The sequence below is a fragment of the Bacteroides bouchesdurhonensis genome, from assembly GCF_900155865.1.
In the GTDB taxonomy this organism is placed as follows: domain Bacteria; phylum Bacteroidota; class Bacteroidia; order Bacteroidales; family Bacteroidaceae; genus Bacteroides; species Bacteroides bouchesdurhonensis.
In genome coordinates, this window is record NZ_LT707006.1 from 3,112,508 (window position 1) to 3,131,337 (window position 18,830).

General features: G+C 38.1%; 12 protein-coding genes and 1 tRNA gene. 11 read left to right on the forward strand and 2 right to left on the reverse strand.

All coding sequences use genetic code 11. The features are described 5' to 3' along the window. Positions 1-34 precede the first annotated feature (34 nt). The 10 genes from CZ225_RS13115 (at position 35) to CZ225_RS13160 (ending at position 13,173) form a co-directional block, all read left to right on the forward strand. Positions 35-1,000: a glycosyltransferase gene (locus tag CZ225_RS13115; protein ID WP_077154410.1), complete on the forward strand. Its 966-nt coding sequence runs from the start codon at positions 35-37 to the stop codon at positions 998-1,000. Beyond that, on the forward strand, positions 993-2,462 hold the full coding sequence (locus tag CZ225_RS13120) for a lipopolysaccharide biosynthesis protein (protein ID WP_077154411.1): 1,470 nt from the start codon (positions 993-995) through the stop codon (positions 2,460-2,462). Before CZ225_RS13115 ends, CZ225_RS13120 begins: the two co-directional genes overlap by 8 nt. After that, positions 2,462-3,586, forward strand: coding sequence for a glycosyltransferase family protein (locus CZ225_RS13125; RefSeq protein ID WP_077154412.1), 1,125 nt, complete (start codon positions 2,462-2,464; stop codon positions 3,584-3,586). The genes CZ225_RS13120 and CZ225_RS13125 overlap by 1 nt, the downstream gene beginning before the upstream one ends. Further along, positions 3,579-4,739: a glycosyltransferase family 4 protein gene (locus tag CZ225_RS13130; protein ID WP_077154413.1), complete on the forward strand. Its 1,161-nt coding sequence runs from the start codon at positions 3,579-3,581 to the stop codon at positions 4,737-4,739. Before CZ225_RS13125 ends, CZ225_RS13130 begins: the two co-directional genes overlap by 8 nt. After that, on the forward strand, positions 4,739-5,587 hold the full coding sequence (locus CZ225_RS13135) for a glycosyltransferase family 2 protein (protein WP_077154414.1): 849 nt from the start codon (positions 4,739-4,741) through the stop codon (positions 5,585-5,587). The genes CZ225_RS13130 and CZ225_RS13135 overlap by 1 nt, the downstream gene beginning before the upstream one ends. A 101-nt stretch (positions 5,588-5,688) precedes the next feature. After that, positions 5,689-7,122 (forward strand): polysaccharide deacetylase family protein, encoded by a 1,434-nt coding sequence (locus CZ225_RS13140; protein ID WP_234983054.1) that lies wholly within the window; start codon positions 5,689-5,691, stop codon positions 7,120-7,122. Between the two features lie 7 nt (positions 7,123-7,129). Then, entirely contained in the window at positions 7,130-7,915 is a 786-nt protein-coding gene (locus tag CZ225_RS13145; RefSeq protein ID WP_077154415.1) for a class I SAM-dependent methyltransferase, read from the forward strand. Beyond that, positions 7,912-9,126 (forward strand): glycosyltransferase family 2 protein, encoded by a 1,215-nt coding sequence (locus CZ225_RS13150; protein WP_077154416.1) that lies wholly within the window; start codon positions 7,912-7,914, stop codon positions 9,124-9,126. The genes CZ225_RS13145 and CZ225_RS13150 overlap by 4 nt, the downstream gene beginning before the upstream one ends. A 117-nt stretch (positions 9,127-9,243) precedes the next feature. Then, positions 9,244-11,925 (forward strand): hybrid sensor histidine kinase/response regulator, encoded by a 2,682-nt coding sequence (locus CZ225_RS13155; protein WP_077154417.1) that lies wholly within the window; start codon positions 9,244-9,246, stop codon positions 11,923-11,925. Between the two features lie 120 nt (positions 11,926-12,045). Further along, the gene (locus tag CZ225_RS13160) at positions 12,046-13,173 is read left to right on the forward strand and encodes an endonuclease/exonuclease/phosphatase family protein (RefSeq protein ID WP_077154418.1); all 1,128 of its coding nucleotides are present in this window, start codon (positions 12,046-12,048) and stop codon (positions 13,171-13,173) included. Positions 13,174-13,310: 137 nt separating this feature from the next. On the opposite strand, the gene CZ225_RS13165 is transcribed toward CZ225_RS13160, so the two are convergent. Beyond that, on the reverse strand, positions 13,311-16,697 hold the full coding sequence (locus CZ225_RS13165; protein WP_077154419.1) for a TonB-dependent receptor: 3,387 nt from the start codon (positions 16,695-16,697) through the stop codon (positions 13,311-13,313). 214 nt (positions 16,698-16,911) lie between these two features. Beyond that, positions 16,912-18,600, reverse strand: a complete 1,689-nt coding sequence (gene ettA, locus CZ225_RS13170) for an energy-dependent translational throttle protein EttA (RefSeq protein WP_077154420.1) — start codon at positions 18,598-18,600, stop codon at positions 16,912-16,914. A 122-nt stretch (positions 18,601-18,722) separates the two neighbouring features. On the opposite strand from ettA, the gene CZ225_RS13175 reads away from it, so the two are divergent. Continuing rightward, positions 18,723-18,795, forward strand: a tRNA-Lys gene (locus CZ225_RS13175). The last annotated feature ends 35 nt before the right edge of the window (positions 18,796-18,830 follow it).

An 18,830-nucleotide genomic window follows, 5' to 3' on the forward strand; every position in this document is an offset into this window, starting at 1 on the left:
AGTCATCCGAATGATGTACAACTAATAAGTGAAAATGGAAAGTAATAAAATCAAAGCCAGTATTATCATACCCGTTTATAATACTAAAAAATATGTTCGTCAAACAGTGAAAAGTATCATGAATCAGACACTGAAGGAACTTGAAATTATTATCATTAATGATGGTTCGACGGACGAAAGCCTGAAAATTGTAGAAGAACTTGCTTTACAAGACAATCGTATACAGATATATTCACAAGCCAATCAGGGATTATCCGTAGCCCGTAACGAAGGCATTGCACATGCCCAAGGAGAATATCTCTATTTTATGGATAGCGATGACTTACTCAATACAAACGCTCTTGAAATGTGCTACCATAAATGTGAAGAAAAAGAATTGGACTTTGTCTTTTTTGATGCCCGTACTTTTCGAGATGACGGTTTCACCAATATTCCTCAATTAAGTTATCAGCATACTGAAAAACTAGAGGATAATAAGGTGTATAGTGGCATCGAAGTGCTCAAAATGCAATTACAGAACTACGTTTTTACCCCTTCGGCTTGTCTCAATGTCATCCGCAGACGGTTTCTTGCCGATTGTCATCTACTGTTTTATCCAGGCATTGTGCATGAAGATCAATTATTCACGGTAAAACTTTACCTACAAGCCTCCAAAGTAGCTTGTATCCACCAGGCCTTTTTCCAACGTCGCCTACGGGATAATTCAATCATGACAAGCAAATTTTCGTCCAATAATCTGAAAGGCTATCTTACCGTAACACACGAACTTTTGGACTTCAAGAAGCAAGCTCACAAGAAAGAAATCAGAGAAGTTATTGATCTGCACCTCTCACAAATGCTGAATGCTGTGATATGGCAAGCACACACACTTCCCATAAGTAAACGTATGCAATTAGCTTTCCATGTTCTACTTAAATATAAGCGATATGTGACAACGAAAAACATTGGAGTTTTGTTATTCAAATCTTTGATCCATCAACAATCGAAAAATAATGGCTAGTAATATCAAACAACAACTTTTTTCTGGCGTAATTTACACTGCGATTGCCAAATATAGCGGAATTTTTGTTTCACTCGTTGTTGCAGGTATTTTAGCACGCTTGCTGCCACCTGACGATTTCGGAATCGTAGCCATCGCCTCTGTCATCATAACCTTCTTCAGTATTTTTACAGACATGGGAGTGTCTGCCGCGATCATACAAAACAAGTCGCTGACAAAGGAGGAATTATCAGATATTTTTTCATGTACCATATGGACAGGAATTGGAATTAGCCTTTTATTCTTTGCCGCCTCCTGGCCTATTGCCAATTACTATCAAAATGATATTCTGCGAACACTCTGCCAACTTTTAGCGATCAACCTTTTCTTTGCTTCCGCTAACATCGTTCCGAGTACGATGTTTTACCGAAACAAAGAATTTAAGTTCATCGCTATACGTAGCTTTGTCATCCAAATAGCCGGAGGTGTTGCCGCTGTAACTGCCGCTTTATCCGGTGCGGGATTATATGCATTGATTATCGGCCCGATACTTTCCAGTATCCTGTTATTCGGTATTTCCTATCATCGCTATCCACAGCAAATCCACTTTACCTTAGGATTGAAGGTACTACGAAAGATTTTCTCATACTCTGCTTATCAATTTCTCTTTAATATTATCAACTATTTCAGTCGTAATCTGGATAAACTGCTTATTGGAAAATACATGAACATGTCCGACTTGGGCTATTACGAAAAATCATATCGTCTTATGATGCTTCCTTTACAAAACATCACACAAGTGGTTACTCCGGTGATGCATCCTGTTCTTAGTGATTTTCAGAATGAAAAAGAACGTTTAGCATCATCCTACGAACGAATCGTACGTTTTCTGGCATTTATCGGTCTGCCATTAAGCGTATTACTGTTTTTCACAGCAGAAGAAGTAACTCTGCTAATCTTCGGTGACCAATGGTTGCCCTCCATTCCGGTATTTCGAATTTTATCACTTTCGGTAGGCGTTCAGATCATACTAGCTTCTTCCGGATCCATTTTTCAAGCATCGGGCGATACACGAAGCTTATTCATCTGTGGTGTTTTCTCCTCATTTCTCAATGTATCGGGAATATTACTCGGAATTTTTTACTTTGGCACATTGACATCAGTTGCCATTTGTATTACCATCACATTTACCATAAACTTCATACAATGTTACTGGATGATGTACCGGATAACGTTCAAAAGAAATCTGTGGTGCTTCACCCGACAACTCTTTTCACCAATAATAGTAAGTTTGTTAATAGTAACTTTTCTTTTACCTTTGCAGTACATATTAGAGAATATGAATATTTTTGTTACTCTGATATTGAAAAGTTTCGTTAGTTTTATTATCTTTGGGGCATATATTCAGTTAACGCATGAATATAATATCTTAGAAAAGGTACGATCCATCTTGGGTAAACTAAACAAACAAAGCAACTCATAATGAAAAAAGCACTTTTTTTATTATTTCACGGCTTCGGTGAAGCGAATGGTATCAGTAAAAAAATACGGTATCAGGTAAAAGCACTAAAAGAATGCGGATTAGATGTGCGTACCTGTTACTATGATGTCACAACAAACGGACGTCGTCGCTGGATGCTCGATGACAAGATAATGGTTGACTTTGGATTTGGTTTATCCGCAAAAATTAGAAAACGAATCGATTATAGTTTTATCGCTGATTATGTCCGTCGCGAGGGTATCGAATTCGTCTACATCCGTTCCTATCATAACGCTAATCCTTTTACGATCCATTTGGTGAACCGCATGAAAAAATATGGTGCAAAAGTGTTGATGGAAATTCCTACTTATCCTTACGATCAGGAATACATCACACGAGCAATGAAACTTGATCTTTTCGTTGATCGACGTTTTCGCTCCCGTCTTGCCCGTTATTTGGACGGCATCGTCACCTTCTCTAATGCAGAAACAATCTTCGGAGGACGAACGATTCGTATTTCCAACGGAATCGACTTTGATGAAATCCCAATGAAAACAAGGAGAAATGATACTTCTCGTGAAATGCATCTCCTGGGGGTAGCCGAAATCCATTATTGGCATGGCTTTGACCGCCTTCTACAGGGACTCGCCGAGTATTACCAGACAAACCCCGAGTATAAGGTTTATTTCCATATAGTAGGACCACTTTTCGGAGAACGTGAACAACAGGATATTTTGCCCGTAATCCAAGACAATAGATTAAAGGATTATATCATCCTACATGGTCCAATGCATGGAAAAGACCTTGACGCCTGCTTCGAAGAAGCAGATTTCGCAATTGGCAGTCTGGGGCGACATCGTTGTGGCATCACTCATATCAAAACACTGAAGAACCGTGAATATGCAGCAAGAGGAATTGCCTTCACTTATTCGGAAACCGATGAAGACTTCGACTCGATGCCTTATGTCTGGAAAGTTCCAGCTGACGAATCACCGATCCATATTCAGGATCTAATTGAGTTTCAGCGTTCCATTACGCTTACACCGGAAGAGATACGTGAGTCCGTACGTCCACTTTCGTGGAAAGCACAAATGCAAAAAGTAATCGAAACTCTGCCTTATGGATAAAAAGACAAAAATAGCCTATTGTATTCCCTCACTCTACTACCCGGGGGGAATGGAACGTGTATTGACTATGAAAGTAAACTATTTTGCTAAAAAGTTTGATTATGATATACACATTATCCTGACGGACGGTAAAGACAAGAAACCTTATTATGAGTTGTTACCGTTAATCACCGTACATCAACTCGACATTAATTATGATGAGTTGTATGATCAGCCTCTCCACAAGCGGCTCTTCGGTTATATCGGCAAACAACGTACTTTCAAGAAACGGCTTAACGAATGCCTGTGTCGTATCCAACCGGATATCACAATTTCACTTCTCCGACGCGACATCAATTTTATTTGTAAGATGAAAGACGGTAGCCCAAAACTCGGGGAAATCCATCTTAATAAATCCAATTACCGAGAAATAAATGATCATCTACCCGCTCTCATTCGAGCCTTCATACAGAAATACTGGATGAAGCAATTCATCTATCATATACGAAAGCTGGAACGATTCATAGTCCTTAGCCATGAAGATGCAGCCAAATGGACAGAATTGGACAGTGTATCGGTCATTCACAATCCACTTTCTTTTTTTCCAGACTATCAGTCCGACTGCACTCAAAAGCAGGTGATCGCAGTTGGAAGATATATGCCTCAGAAAGGATTCGATCTTCTTGTTCCTGCTTGGAGCATTGTTAATGAAAGACATCCCGACTGGACACTCCGTATCTATGGTGACGGCAAACGGGATGAGCTACAACAACTGGTCAATTCTTTCGGGATTTCTTCTACTTGTATATTGGAACATAGCATATCGAATATTGTGGAAAAGTACTGTGACAGTTCCATCTTTGTACTGTCCTCGCGTTACGAGGGCTTTGGAGTAGTAATTACCGAAGCCATGGCTTGCGGTGTACCACCGGTTTCATTCATGTGTCCTTGTGGTCCACGAGATATCATTGATGACGGAAAAGACGGCCTGTTAGTAGAAAATGGGAATGTGAAAGAGCTAGCGGAGAAAATCTGCTATCTGATAGAAAATGAAAAAGTCCGTCAAGAGATGGGTAGGCAGGCACGCATTGATAGCGAACGTTTTAAGATTGAACATATCGCCTGTCAGTGGAAGGATTTATTCGAATCGGTTTTGCAGAAAAGAGGAAAGTGATGAAATGGTATGAAAACTACTTGGAAGTCTACGAAAAACCTTTTGAGGAAGCTCCACAGAGTGCTCTTGAAATTGTACGAAAAAGGTTGAAAAGCTTGAATAAGTTTACCAAGCCATTAGTTTCGGTAGTTTTGATATGCCATAATGAAGAAAAACGTTTATTAAGCTGCCTTTGGTCGCTCTGCGAAAATCAATGTAATATTCCTATGGAAATTCTGGCAGTGAATAATAATTCTTCAGATAATACAGAGATGGTGCTACAACAATTGGGGGTGACTTACTTCAATGAATCCCGAGAAGGACCGGGGTTTGCCCGACAATGTGGACTCGATCATACCAGAGGAAAATATCATATCTGTATTGATGCAGATACGATGTATCCGCCACATTTCATTTCAACACATTTGGGCGAGTTAATGAAACCCGACGTTGCCGGAACTTTCAGTTTATGGAGCTTTATCCCTGAAAAGGGGCACTCTAAATCCGGATTGTGGTGTTACGAAACACTAAGAGATATCTATCTAAGCATACAGGCAATTCAACGCCCTGAGTTATGTGTACGGGGTATGGCTTTCAGTTTCAAGACAGAATTGGGAAGGGGGGTCGGATTTCGTACTGATATTCGCCGGGGGGAGGACGGATCGCTCGCTCATGCAATGAAACCTTATGGCAAATTGATATTTATACACTCACGAAAAGCTAGGGTATTAACAGGAAACGGTACACTGAAAGCTAAAGGTTCGCTACTACACAATTTTAAAATAAGATTGAGGGAAGCTTTCGTAAACATAGCTACACTCTTTACCAAAAGAACTAAATATTATGATGATAAAGATAATCTAATTTGATGAATATGATTCCTATAATAAGCATAAACAACAGACATAAGCGTAATCTGCAGCTTCTCCTTTTGGTTGCAACGATATTAAATACCGCTTGCATAAAGGAGATGAATTTTTTTAAAGAAAAAGAGGAAAGCAACAACAAGGAAGAGGAAAAAGACGATAAAGGGTCTTTCTATCTATACCCTTTTGATAAAGAAATTCTGAATGCTTCCACTTCTTTACTTATCCGAACCAATAAGCCAATTGATGTAACTCTGATTCAGGCGGAAATCCCCGTATTAAAATACAATAAACAGTGGTTATTAATGCTGACACAGGATGACTGCCTGCAATCTACTTATTGTCGAACCTGGGCTGCAATCAATGGAAAGCCGATAGCTAGCTCCCAACTCTATCCCGATCCAACAGACAGTGATCCGGATAGAATGATTGACTACTATTACCATGCGGCACAGTTGCAGAAAGGAGATCTTCCACCCACAATTATCCCTGCTGGAAAATCACTCGGAAGTACTGATGGCACAGGGAAAGAAGTTCGCTTCGCCATCACTGCAGCTATTTGGCCGGAAAAGGATATGATGACACAGAAAGTAACAGTGACTCCCGGATTCACAGACAATAATAATTACCGTTTCTATAGAGGTGCCTCACTCGTATGGGATGATGTGTCCGAAATGCTTAACTACGGATCGGGTATTGCTTTCCATGATGTAGAAGCTGAAAACGTAAAAGATCCCGCTTCTATCCTGGAACATTTTACTATTGCGCAGACAATCATTCAGGATAACCTTTCGGGACGAGGATGTAAAACATTGGCTGAGCCCAATGGAAACAAAACATACATCGAAGCAGCCAATCAGTATGTTCCCATCCAAACAATGGTCGCACAAACTGAAGCTGATGATATCTATCCTTTTAAAGTAATTAACGACCTACACAAAGTTGTCCATAACAGATATTTTAACGATGATCCGAGTGAGTTCAAACAAATGATCCTGAAAGAAATTAAGAACTTTCCTCCTAAAGCAAGAAGAGGTATTCATATTGGTGTACACAACACAGATAACAACTGGGTAGAACTGTTGTCATGGGTTAATAATACTTATGGGAAAGACGGTGATGACTCTGTCTGGTTTCCTAGTTTCGAGGAATACTATGAATATAATTATTATCGGATTCACGGCACTATAATGGTTGAGCAGATTGATCTGAATACATTAAAACTTACTGTCAATCTTCCCAGTGAACAATATTTTTATTATCCATCTATTACCGTCAATCTGTTCGGTATTCCTTTAGAGAATGTGGCTTCTATTGAAACTGATAACGTAATCACTGGTTTCTCATACACCAATTTCGAAAATGGTTTAATGATGAATATTGATTGCCGGAAATATCTGGTAGAACATGCAGAGAAATTTATAGAGAGGTATGAAAAAGATCAATCAAACCAATCAAATAAAGCGGATGCCATCTACTATGTAGATATGCTCAAAGATTCAGATACCAAGACGAACTTACTTAACCGCCTCAAATAATAATCTTATGATCACACGTAATCCTTTTGACAGATATGACCTAAAGATTAAAAAAAATGATAGGGTTCTTGAAGTTGGTTCAGGGCACAATCCTACATTTCGTTCAAATACCATCGTAGAAAAGTATGTAGATACAAACTACCATCGTTGTGGTGATATCAAAATATACCCGCATCAAACGTTTGTCAATGCTTCGGGAGAAGAACTTCCATTCAAAGACAAGGAGTTTGATTACGTAATTTGTAATCAAGTACTTGAGCATGTAGATGACCCGGTTCGTTTTATTCAAGAACAATGTCGCGTTGCAAAAAGAGGTTATATGGAGACTCCAAGCCTATTAGGTGAATTTTTATTCCCTAAAAAATCACACAAATGGGTGATTCTTTATATTGACAACAAACTGGTACTGTTTGAAAAAGATAGAATGCCGGGAAATTATGCGAATAATTATGGGGAGTTGTTTCTCAACTATCTCCCCTATCAGTCCCTGATCTATAAATTATTGTGGTACACAGAAGGAAATATAATGCTAAACCGTTGTGAATGGGTGAATGATATCGATATCATTGTGAATCCGACGGATAAAAAGTATTTATCGTTTTTTACAAATCCATGGAACAGAAAAATGGTAGAACAATTATATCCGCCAAGAAGTCTTTCCAAAGAAATAATAAAAACAGTAAGTGCTATAAAATACTTAGTTAAAAGTAAAATTAAAAGCAAAAATAATAAGCATGTAGCACTCAATTTAAATGAATACATGAAGTTACACAACAAAAATATACAACTATGAACAATACACTTATTCTCTGTCTCGAAATTCTTTTTTGGTTTGCCCTATTCATCGTATTCTATACTTACCTGGGCTACGGTATTCTGCTCTACGCTCTTGTCAAACTGAAAGAATTTTTCGTAAAACCGGTGAAACGATCGCTGTCGGCATCGGACAGTGACCTGCCGGAAGTGACTCTTTTCATCACAGCTTTCAACGAAGAAGAGGTAGTTGATGAGAAAATGAAAAACAGCCTCGCACTGAAGTATCCTACGGATAAACTTCACATTGTTTGGGTGACTGACGGTAGTAACGATGGCACTAACAACCGCTTAGAAACACAATGGAGCGGAATGGCAACTGTCTATTTTCAACCGAAACGACAAGGGAAAACTGCTGCCATAACACGCGGGATGACGTTTATAAAAACTCCCATTATTGTCTTCACTGACGCCAATACAATGATAAATAGTGAAGCAATCCGAGAAATAGTGCTCGCTTTTCAAAATCCAAAAGTAGGCTGTGTGGCAGGAGAAAAACGCATTGCTGTACAAAACAAAGATGGAGCAGCTGCTGGCGGAGAAGGTATTTACTGGAAATATGAATCGACTTTAAAAGCACTTGACGCACGACTTTATTCTGCTGTGGGGGCTGCCGGAGAGTTGTTTGCAGTACGTCGCGAACTCTTTGAACCAATGGAGCCGGATACCTTATTGGACGACTTTATCCTTTCGCTCCGTATAACGATGAAAGGATATATCATTGCTTATTGTACCAATGCCTACGCCATCGAAAGCGGTTCTGCAGATATGCGTGAAGAAGAAAAAAGAAAGGTACGTATCGCTGCCGGTGGATTGCAATCCATCGTTCGTTTGCGTCCTTTACTAAATCCCTTCCGCTATGGGATTCTCAGTTTTCAATACACCTCACACCGGGTACTACGGTGGTCTGTTACTCCATTTTTGTTATTTGCGCTACTTCCACTAAATATAGTACTTTTGCTTTCCGGTAGTGCACCTGTATTCTATGGGATTCTGCTCATTTTACAGATCCTGTTCTACATAATGGGATTTTTGGGGTATTATTTGTCTACCAAACAAATAAAAAATAAGTTCCTTTTCATCCCCTACTACTTCCTTTTCATGAACATTAATGTACTAAAAGGTATCGGTTATCTGAAACGAAAAAAGGGAAATGGAGCGTGGGAAAAAGCAAAACGAGCAGAGTCTTAACTCAATGTATCAGGAAATACAACTAATTGATTGATAATTCTATAAATTGTATAAACAATTGACCAATTCTTTTGTTATCTTTGCCGATAGACAATACTCCTATAATCTATAAAGAACATGAACAGGACATTACATGATGCAAGCAATGCACAAAGGATATTGAAACTTACTGCTGATACGATGCTACTGATTGATCGGGACGGTGTTTGCATGGATATCGATACTCATAGTGAGTTGTGGTTTCTACAAGAAGAAAAATTACTTGGCAAAAATATATTTAAATTACTCCCCGAATACACAAGAGAGAAGGTACTTCCTACTTTCCAAATTGTATTGAATGAACAACGAAGTATCAGCAAGAATTTCAAACTGGAATTGTCAAATGATACATATTATTTCAAATGTATCATGTACCCTTACGATGACATGGTGCTGTGTCAATATCGCGACATCACGCAACGTAGCAATGTGAAACGCCTGCTAGAACATGCAAACAGGAATCTACGAGAAATACAGAAGGTAGCACAGATTGGGCAGTGGACGTACAATACCCGGGAAAATATATTCCATTATATGGGACATACTGGGATTCTATGCACCGAAGAGGTGAAAAGCATTTCATTTAACGACTATAAGCAATATATCGTTGAAGAGGACCGTAATATCTTCAACGAGTGGTGCAAAAGAAACATAGAAAACTTTGATCAGGAAAGTATTAGCTATCGTATTCTTCATGATAATGAAATATACTATGTGCAGCTTCAAGCATATTCGCACGAACAACTTTCTGACGGTAGCTTTCACATCGAAGGATATATCCAGAATATCACCGATACTCAACGTCGTAGAAACGATATCAATACCTTGACACACGCTATCAATAATGCCAAAGAGAGTATCTTCGCTACTAAAGATGATGGTACGCTCATCTTTGCCAACCGACAATTTATGCAAAATCATGGAATTACCGAAAATGAGGATATCGGTAAGCTGAAAATCTATGAGGTGGTAGCCGACATAAGTACACAAGAGGAATGGCGCGAACGATGTAGGAATATTATGACTTCAGGAAGCAATTATATTGTCCAAAAACCATCTAAGAATAACAAGGATATTTTAGCGTACGAGGGTATCATGTATAATGTTACCAATGATTCAGGAGAGGAAAGTTACTGGTCGTTCAGCCATGATATTTCTGAAAGATTACGTTATGAGGCGCAAATCAAACGATTGAATCAAATCATGGATACGACAATCAACAATCTTCCCGCAGGTATTGTCGTGAAGGATATTAATAATGATTTTCGTTATATCTACCGAAACCGAGAATCATATAACCGAGATATTTGTAATGGAGATTCTATCGGCAAAAATGATTTCGACTACTATCCGTTAGAAGTAGCTGAGGAGAAAAGAAAAGGAGATATTGAAGTTGCCACCACCGGAAAGGAGCTTCATTGGACAACTGAGGAAAAAGATAAGAATGGAAATTTACTGATCCTTGACAAACGAAAAATACGTGTGGATGGTGATGATATGACTTCTTCAATTATTATCAGCATAGAATGGGATATCACAGCCATGGAACTGATGAAACGGGAATTACAAGCCTCTAAAGAAAAAGCGGAATTATCTGATAATTTAAAGTCGGCATTTCTTGCTAATATGAGCCATGAAATCCGTACTCCGTTAAATGCCATTGTCGGATTTTCACATTTAATTGCCGAAAGTGAAGATCGGGCAGAACGAAAATCGTATTATGCAATTGTTGAAGCCAATAATGAACGTTTGTTGCAATTGATCAATGAGATACTCGATCTCTCAAAGATTGAATCTGGATTTACAGAATTTACTTATGGTCCTACAAATCTCCACAAACTTTGTAAAGAGGTGCACGACGCTCATGTATTCCGCACTCCGCCGGGGGTTAGTCTAATCTATGAACCCTCAAACGAGAAGTTGATGATAGAAACGGACAAGAACCGTGTGTTCCAAGTATTCTCAAATCTGATCGGAAATGCTTTCAAATTCACGAAAGAAGGAAATATCAGTTATGGATTTGAACAAAAAGATAATCGTATTATCTTTCACGTTACTGATACCGGAGCGGGTATTGAGCCAAGTAAAGTAGGACGGATATTCGAACGCTTCGCTAAACTAAATAATTATGCGCAGGGCACTGGGTTGGGATTGTCAATCTGTAAAACGATTATTGAAAAACTTGGAGGAGAAATTTCGGTTACATCAGAAGTTGGCAAAGGTACTACTTTTACTTTTCATCTTCCTTATGAGGCTGAGCAACTCTCGGCAGAATCATCGACGTTACCAAACGGAACTGCTTCATTATCCGATGAATCTCAACAATCTGATAGTAATAATCCTATTGTAGACGACGAGTCGTCTGTCTCTACTAGAACCGAAGTAGAAAAATCTTCTTCTAAGCCTACCATATTAATTGCTGAAGATACCGACAGCAATTATGATTTGCTAAATGCTATTTTAGGTAAGCAATATAGGCTAGTACGAGCACATGATGGCATAGAAGTTGTCACCATGTATGATGAAGTAAAACCGGATCTCATTTTAATGGATATAAAGATGCCTAATCTGGACGGATTCGAGGCCACAAAAATCATTCGCGAATTATCGTCTGAGGTACCTATCATCGCTCAAAGTGCTTATGCGTATGGTCATGATCTGAAAACTGCTAAAGAAGCGGGATGCAATGATTTTATTGCCAAGCCGATCTCACAGGTCAAATTAAAGGAAATAATAAAGCAATGGCTACCGCAAACTTAAAAGATCAAAAACAACCAAACAGGAACAAATGATAGATAGCAAAAGGACAAAATAAAGCGGCTACTTGACAGAAATAAGCATATAAAATAAATTGAATAAAAAATAGAGATCAAAGGAAGTATGAAGGCTTTTTACAGATTATTTTATTATATATCGATTTTACTAACAGTAATTCTTGCAATCTTAACATTAGCCGGAGCTTTTGTTGAAGATACTCCACCGGATAGTTCAATGTTATTGCCTTTCATCGGATTAATATTGCCTGTGCTTTTGCTTATGAATCTAGCTGTGGCTATCTATTGGATTATTCGCTGGAGATGTTGGGTATTTATTCCAATCATTGCTATTGTGGGTAATTGGACATTTCTGAGTCGTATACTACAATTTCCTCTCTTCGATTCGGCTGCTAAGCCCAGAACAAGTATGATTATCGAAAAGAGAAATCAAGCAGGTAATAATCTGGAAATAACGGTAGCAACTTACAACGTTAATAGTTTTAATCAAGAATATACGGGGTATTCCTGTAAACAAATTGCCGAATATATGAAGAGTCTTGGAGTGGATATCTTCTGTTTTCAGGAATTTGGAATCAATAAAGAGTTTGGAGTGGATAGCCTTTATGTGGCACTTTCAGAATGGCCTTATCATTATATTCCTTCTTCTCCTGAAGGAGAAAGTCTTCTTCAGCTCGCTTTGTTCAGCCGTTATCCGATCAAGGATCAACAGCTGATTACTTACCCGGAGTCTAACAACTGCAGTCTTTGGTGTGACATTGACTTCAATGGACACACAGTCCGTCTATTCAACAATCACTTGCAAACCACTGATGTTAGCAGTAACAAACATAAACTGGAAAAGGAACTTAAAGCTGATAACTCTGCTAGAATTGAGCTTGCAGCTATTACCTTGGCAGACGGTCTGCACAATAACTTCAAAAAACGTGCCGCCCAAGCTAATAAAATCAATCAACTGATTACAGCTTCCCCCTATCCTACTCTAGTCTGCGGTGACTTCAACTCTCTACCTTCCTCTTATACTTATCGCACTGTGAAAGGAAATCTGAATGATGGTTTCCAGACCTGTGGACACGGGTATATGTATACTTTCCGTCATTTTAAACATTTGCTAAGAATCGACTATATTTTTCATTCTCAGGAGTTTGAAGGAATGGATTATTTTTCTCCGGATATTAATTACAGTGATCATAATCCAGTGGTGATGAGGATGAAATGTAGAGCCAATATATAACAATCCCCTTATTTTAGCCTTTTCATAAACCGAAAAGAGTAAATAAGGGAATTGCGTTCTAAAGTGATTTTAATCTATTGGATCTTTAATTCCAAAATTCTATCTTGTCAACTCTTTACTCTGAATATTTGCTATTATCAATGAAAGATATAACGAATACTAAACTGAACAGAATACGTAGAATTAAAATTCTTATACTGAGTATAAGTATCTGTCAATCTCTTACCACTACTCTTCTGGAATGTATAACCTTTGCCAGCTCCTGTTCCTTTTTCTCCATATGCATCATATGCCAATAGGTTTGAACTATTCACTATCTTATATAATCCCCAATCAGAATTCAATAGATTCAAGAAATTCTTGATATCAACACCAAATTGAAGTGTATGACGTTTGCCACCTACATTCATGTAAAAATCTTGCATAAATTTCAAATCCAACTGATGATGCCAAGGCATAATAGCTCCACCACGTTCTACATATTGACCTTTGTGTTTCTTCAGATAACTATCCTGATTGATATATGCCCAAAAATCATCTTTCTGTTGCTCGGCTGTATATAGTTGGCCATCCATCTTATAATCATAATATTTTCCATCCACACTATTCCTTGTCTTTTCAACAAATGCCCAATCGTTCAATTCTTCTCTGGATGCAGGAATATATAACAAATTGTTTGCACCACCGTCACCTACAATATTACCTGCAAAAGTATATGAGTAACGAGAATAACCATAACCTCCGGCATACCCCATATTCATTCCTTCATAAATCAGAGACAATGAAGAGGCAAATTTTTTCGCATATTCTATACGATAACCTGCTGAAGCGACAACACGATTTGGAGAAACATAAGTACCATATCCCATTTCATGATCATTAATACCATTTACAGAATAGGTATTTGTCTTATATGCAGAAGTAACCTGGTCGCCAATACCATCGTTATATGACTTAGCTTTTGAATAAGTATACGCAGCAGATAAATACAATCCAAAATCAAACGATTTAGCTAACTGAGCTGTGAAAGAATAATAGTAGGCTTTATGACCGCCATTTTCTATATAAAAAGCATTCTGTTTCGAGCCATTAACCCATGATGGATCAGAGTACTTTGTATATACATTTCGAGTATCATTAGGGCTGAAAGTTTTCGTAGATTCTGAAGGCTTATATACTTTATTAGAGATGACTGCAGGATTAATATCCTTATTAAATATACCTTCTATAGAGAAATCAATGTCACCCGGAAGTTTAGCATCAAAAGCTAAAGATGTCTTCCACGTTGATGGCATCTTCAAATCTTTATCTATAATAGTCGGATCAATGGGTGCCACAATATCTGTTGTTCTGCCATTCGGATACAATTCATTTAACACCCCAGATACAGAAGGCTGAAAATGAGGCTTCAAAGTAGCCACATTTACATCTGAATATTTATATTGATACTGACCAACATTTGAATTACCCACTGCAGAAACCAACCATACAAATGGTAAACGACCAACATAAATACCTGTACCTCCACGTAGAACAAACTTACGTTCTCCTGTGATATCCCAATTAAATCCAACACGTGGAGAAACTGAAATCTTCGCCGATGGCACCTGGTCTGTAGAATAGCTTACTCCACCAAAATCATATTTTGCAAAATCTTCATTATAGTTATTCTTTAATGAAGGATATTTAGGTAATTCAAAACGTATACCTGCCATCAACTTAAAGTTATCACTAATATTCATCTGATCTTGTACATACAAAGAATATTGCAATGTTTTCATTTGAGCCTTAAATTGGCTATAGTCAGCTGCATTGGAATGTGTAATAGCAAATGCAGAAGGTAGTTCGTTATTCTTGAAACTTTCCCAAGAATTGAATACATAGAATCCATTACCTGCTTGTTGGAAACCGTTGGTCGCTTTATTATATTCGAATTGGAAACCAGCTAAGAAATTATGGATACCTGTAGTATAAGAAATCTCATCAGTAGCTACAAATGTTTTTGCTTGAGCCAAGTTTCCCGGAGAGAAAACATCAGGACCAATACGTGCATACACAGCACCATCTTTCAAGATATCAACAGTTGGAAAATCTACTGCGCCATTATAACTTCTTGGTTCATCCTGGAAAGAATATGTCACACGTGTCATGTTATTCAATCTGCCATCCAACCATTTAGAGTTCCATTCGGAAGCGTATGACGTAAAGTTGTACTCTTTAAAATAGCGAGAATTCTCAAAATATAAAGCACCATTACTAAGGACAGTACCTGAACCTTTTGAAATATTATCTACTGTTCCTCCAGGATAAATATCTGACGCATACAGAGGTGATGTTGAGGATGTAGGACCACTATTATCTTTCGAATGAGCACGAGTAAAACGGAAATTCAATTTATTATTATCATTGATATTCCAGTCTAAACGAGCTACGACTTTATAAGCGGGAGTTTTAATAGAATATCCTTGATAACGTCCCGGATCATAACCGTACTTATTTATAAAATAATCTCGAATTTCATTCATATCCGATACAGTCGGACGATTAATATTAACCGTATTAGCTCCCCAATCATCTGTACTATTGATACGTGCTTTGCTAGCAGGACCTGCTGTTACATTATCTTCATATTCCCCATTCACAAAGAAGAATAGTTTATTCTTAATGATAGCACCTCCCAAACTAGCACCATAAGTATAATATTGAGATTTTTCACGAACCAACTCTAAATCACCTACTTTATTACCTTTCAAGTTCTCATTATTTAAAAAGGTATAGGCAGTTCCATAGAAATCATTTGTACCACTCTTAGTAACTGCATTGATTGCTCCACCAATAAATCCGCTTTGACGAACATCAAATGGAGTAACAGATACAGCAATCTGTTCCAAAGCATCCAAAGAAATAGGAGATCCACCACCCGGCAAGTTAGAACCGATACCAAAAGTATTGCTAAAAGCAGCACCATCCACTGTTACATAAGACTGACGATAGTTACCACCACCTACAGCAAAACCATTTCCTGTATTTGCTCCCTGAGGAGTCAAACGCATAACGTCATTCATACTACGACTTACAGTAGGAAGCATTGCTATTTGTGCTTCTCCAATATTAGTAATAGCACCTGCACGATCGCTCTTCATATTACTATTTCTTGTAGCAGTAACTACAATTTCATCCAATAATTCTGAACTTTCCTTCAAAGATACATTCAGTACATAATTTTCTCCCAAAGATAGATTAATTCCATTGTAAATAGCAGTCTGATAACCTACATAAGAGATTTCAACTTTGTAGGGTCCTCCCGTACGCATACCTTGAAGATTAAACTGTCCACTGACATTGGTCACAGTTCCATAACGTGTTCCAGAAGGCTCATGGATAGCAGTAATTGTTGCTCCAATAATCGGTTCATCTTGTGCTGTCACTTTACCGCTCATGCTAGCAGTTGTAACCTGCGCACTCATCGTAGCAGTAATTAGCAACATTACTACTACAAGAAAAGATCGCATTTCTTTTAACATAATGTAATTGATTAGTTTTACTAATTGTTTTGTTCATTAAATTGAGTACAAAGATAATTAATATTATTTAGATTTACGTTACATTTGCAATACAATAATTTAAGAGAGATAAACATTTCTATGTGAACAAAATAAAAAAGCCCCTACACGTATTTGTAGAGGCTTTATACTGAAACACAAAAGATTGTCGTATTTTCCTGACTATTACAGCATGTTAATCATTCATTAACTTTCTATAACGAACACGCTTCGGTTCTTCATTACCTAAGCGCTTCATCTTGTTTTCTTCATATTCCGAATATGATCCTTCAAAATAGAATACATTCGAATCTCCTTCAAAAGCTAGAATATGTGTACAAATACGGTCAAGGAACCACCGGTCATGAGAAATAACAACTGCGCAACCTGCAAAATCCTCCAAACCTTCCTCAAGTGCTCGTAACGTATTTACGTCTATATCATTGGTAGGTTCGTCAAGTAATAGTACATTACCTTCTTCCTTCAAAGCCATAGCCAGATGCAAACGATTTCTCTCACCACCTGAAAGTACGCCACAAAGCTTTTCCTGATCTGCTCCTGCAAAATTGAAACGAGAAAGATATGCACGTGCATTGATATCACGTCCTCCCATACGAATCAATTCATTTCCACCGGAAATCACCTGATAAACACTTTTATTCGGATCAATATCTTTATGCTGTTGATCTACATAAGCTACCTTTACAGTTTCTCCCACTTCGAACTCACCTTTGTCTACTGTTTCCATTCCCATAATCAAGCGGAATAAAGTAGTTTTTCCTGCACCATTCGGACCGATTACTCCAACAATACCATTAGGAGGAAGCATAAAATTCAAATCGTCAAACAACAATTTATCGCCATATGCCTTCGCTACATGTTTAGCTTCAATTACCTTATTACCCAAACGCGGACCATTCGGAATAAAGATTTCCAACTTCTCTTCTTTCTCTTTTACATCCTCATTCAATAATTTATCGTATGAATTAAGACGAGCTTTTCCTTTTGCCTGACGAGCTTTCGGGGCCATGCGTACCCATTCCAACTCGCGTTCCAACGTTTTACGACGCTTAGTGACAGTTTTTTCTTCCATCTCCATACGTTTGGTCTTTTGTTCTAACCAAGAAGAGTAGTTTCCTTTCCATGGAATACCTTCTCCCCTATCCAGTTCAAGAATCCATCCGGCTACGTGGTCTAGAAAATAACGGTCATGTGTCACGGCAATTACTGTACCCTCATATTGCTGCAAATGCTGCTCAAGCCAATCAATAGATTCAGCATCCAAATGGTTGGTTGGCTCATCAAGCAGCAGAACATCTGGCTTCTGCAACAGCAAGCGACAAAGAGCCACCCGGCGACGTTCACCTCCGGAAAGATTCTCTACCAACTGCTCTTCAGGCGGACAACGAAGTGCATCCATTGCACGTTCCAATTTGCTATCCAAATTCCAAGCATCGGTAGCATCAATAATATCCTGCAATTCCCCTTGACGTGTAAATAGAGCATCCATTTTATCTTGATCTTCATAGTACTCAGGTAAACCAAATTTTTGATTGATTTCTTCGTATTCCGCCAGTGCATCAACAATTGGTTGTACACCTTCCATTACTATCTCTTTTACAGTTTTAGTATTGTCCAGATATGGTTCTTGCGCCAAATACCCTACAGAATATCCTGGAGAGAACACAACTTCTCCTTGATAGGATTTCTCCAAACCTGCAATAATCTTTAATAACGTAGATTTACCAGAACCATTCAGACCAATAATACCGATCTTCGCTCCATAAAAAAACGACAGGTAAATGTCTTTCAGCACATTTTTATTTGGTTGGAAAGCTTTGCTCACTCCCACCATTGAGAAGATAATTTTTTTATCGTCAGCCATATATTATTATTGTATATTGTTGATAATTGCACAAAGGTAATAAAAATGTTTGAAATGCTTTGGAGTTCTAAAAAAATGTTCTACCTTTGCACCCGCATTTCGAAAGAGTAAGCAAAAGGATTGATTCGCTAGCTCAGCAGGTAGAGCACAACACTTTTAATGTTGGGGTCCTGGGTTCGAGCCCCAGGCGGATCACTTCTAAAAGATTGAAAAATAAGCGGTTATCTAAA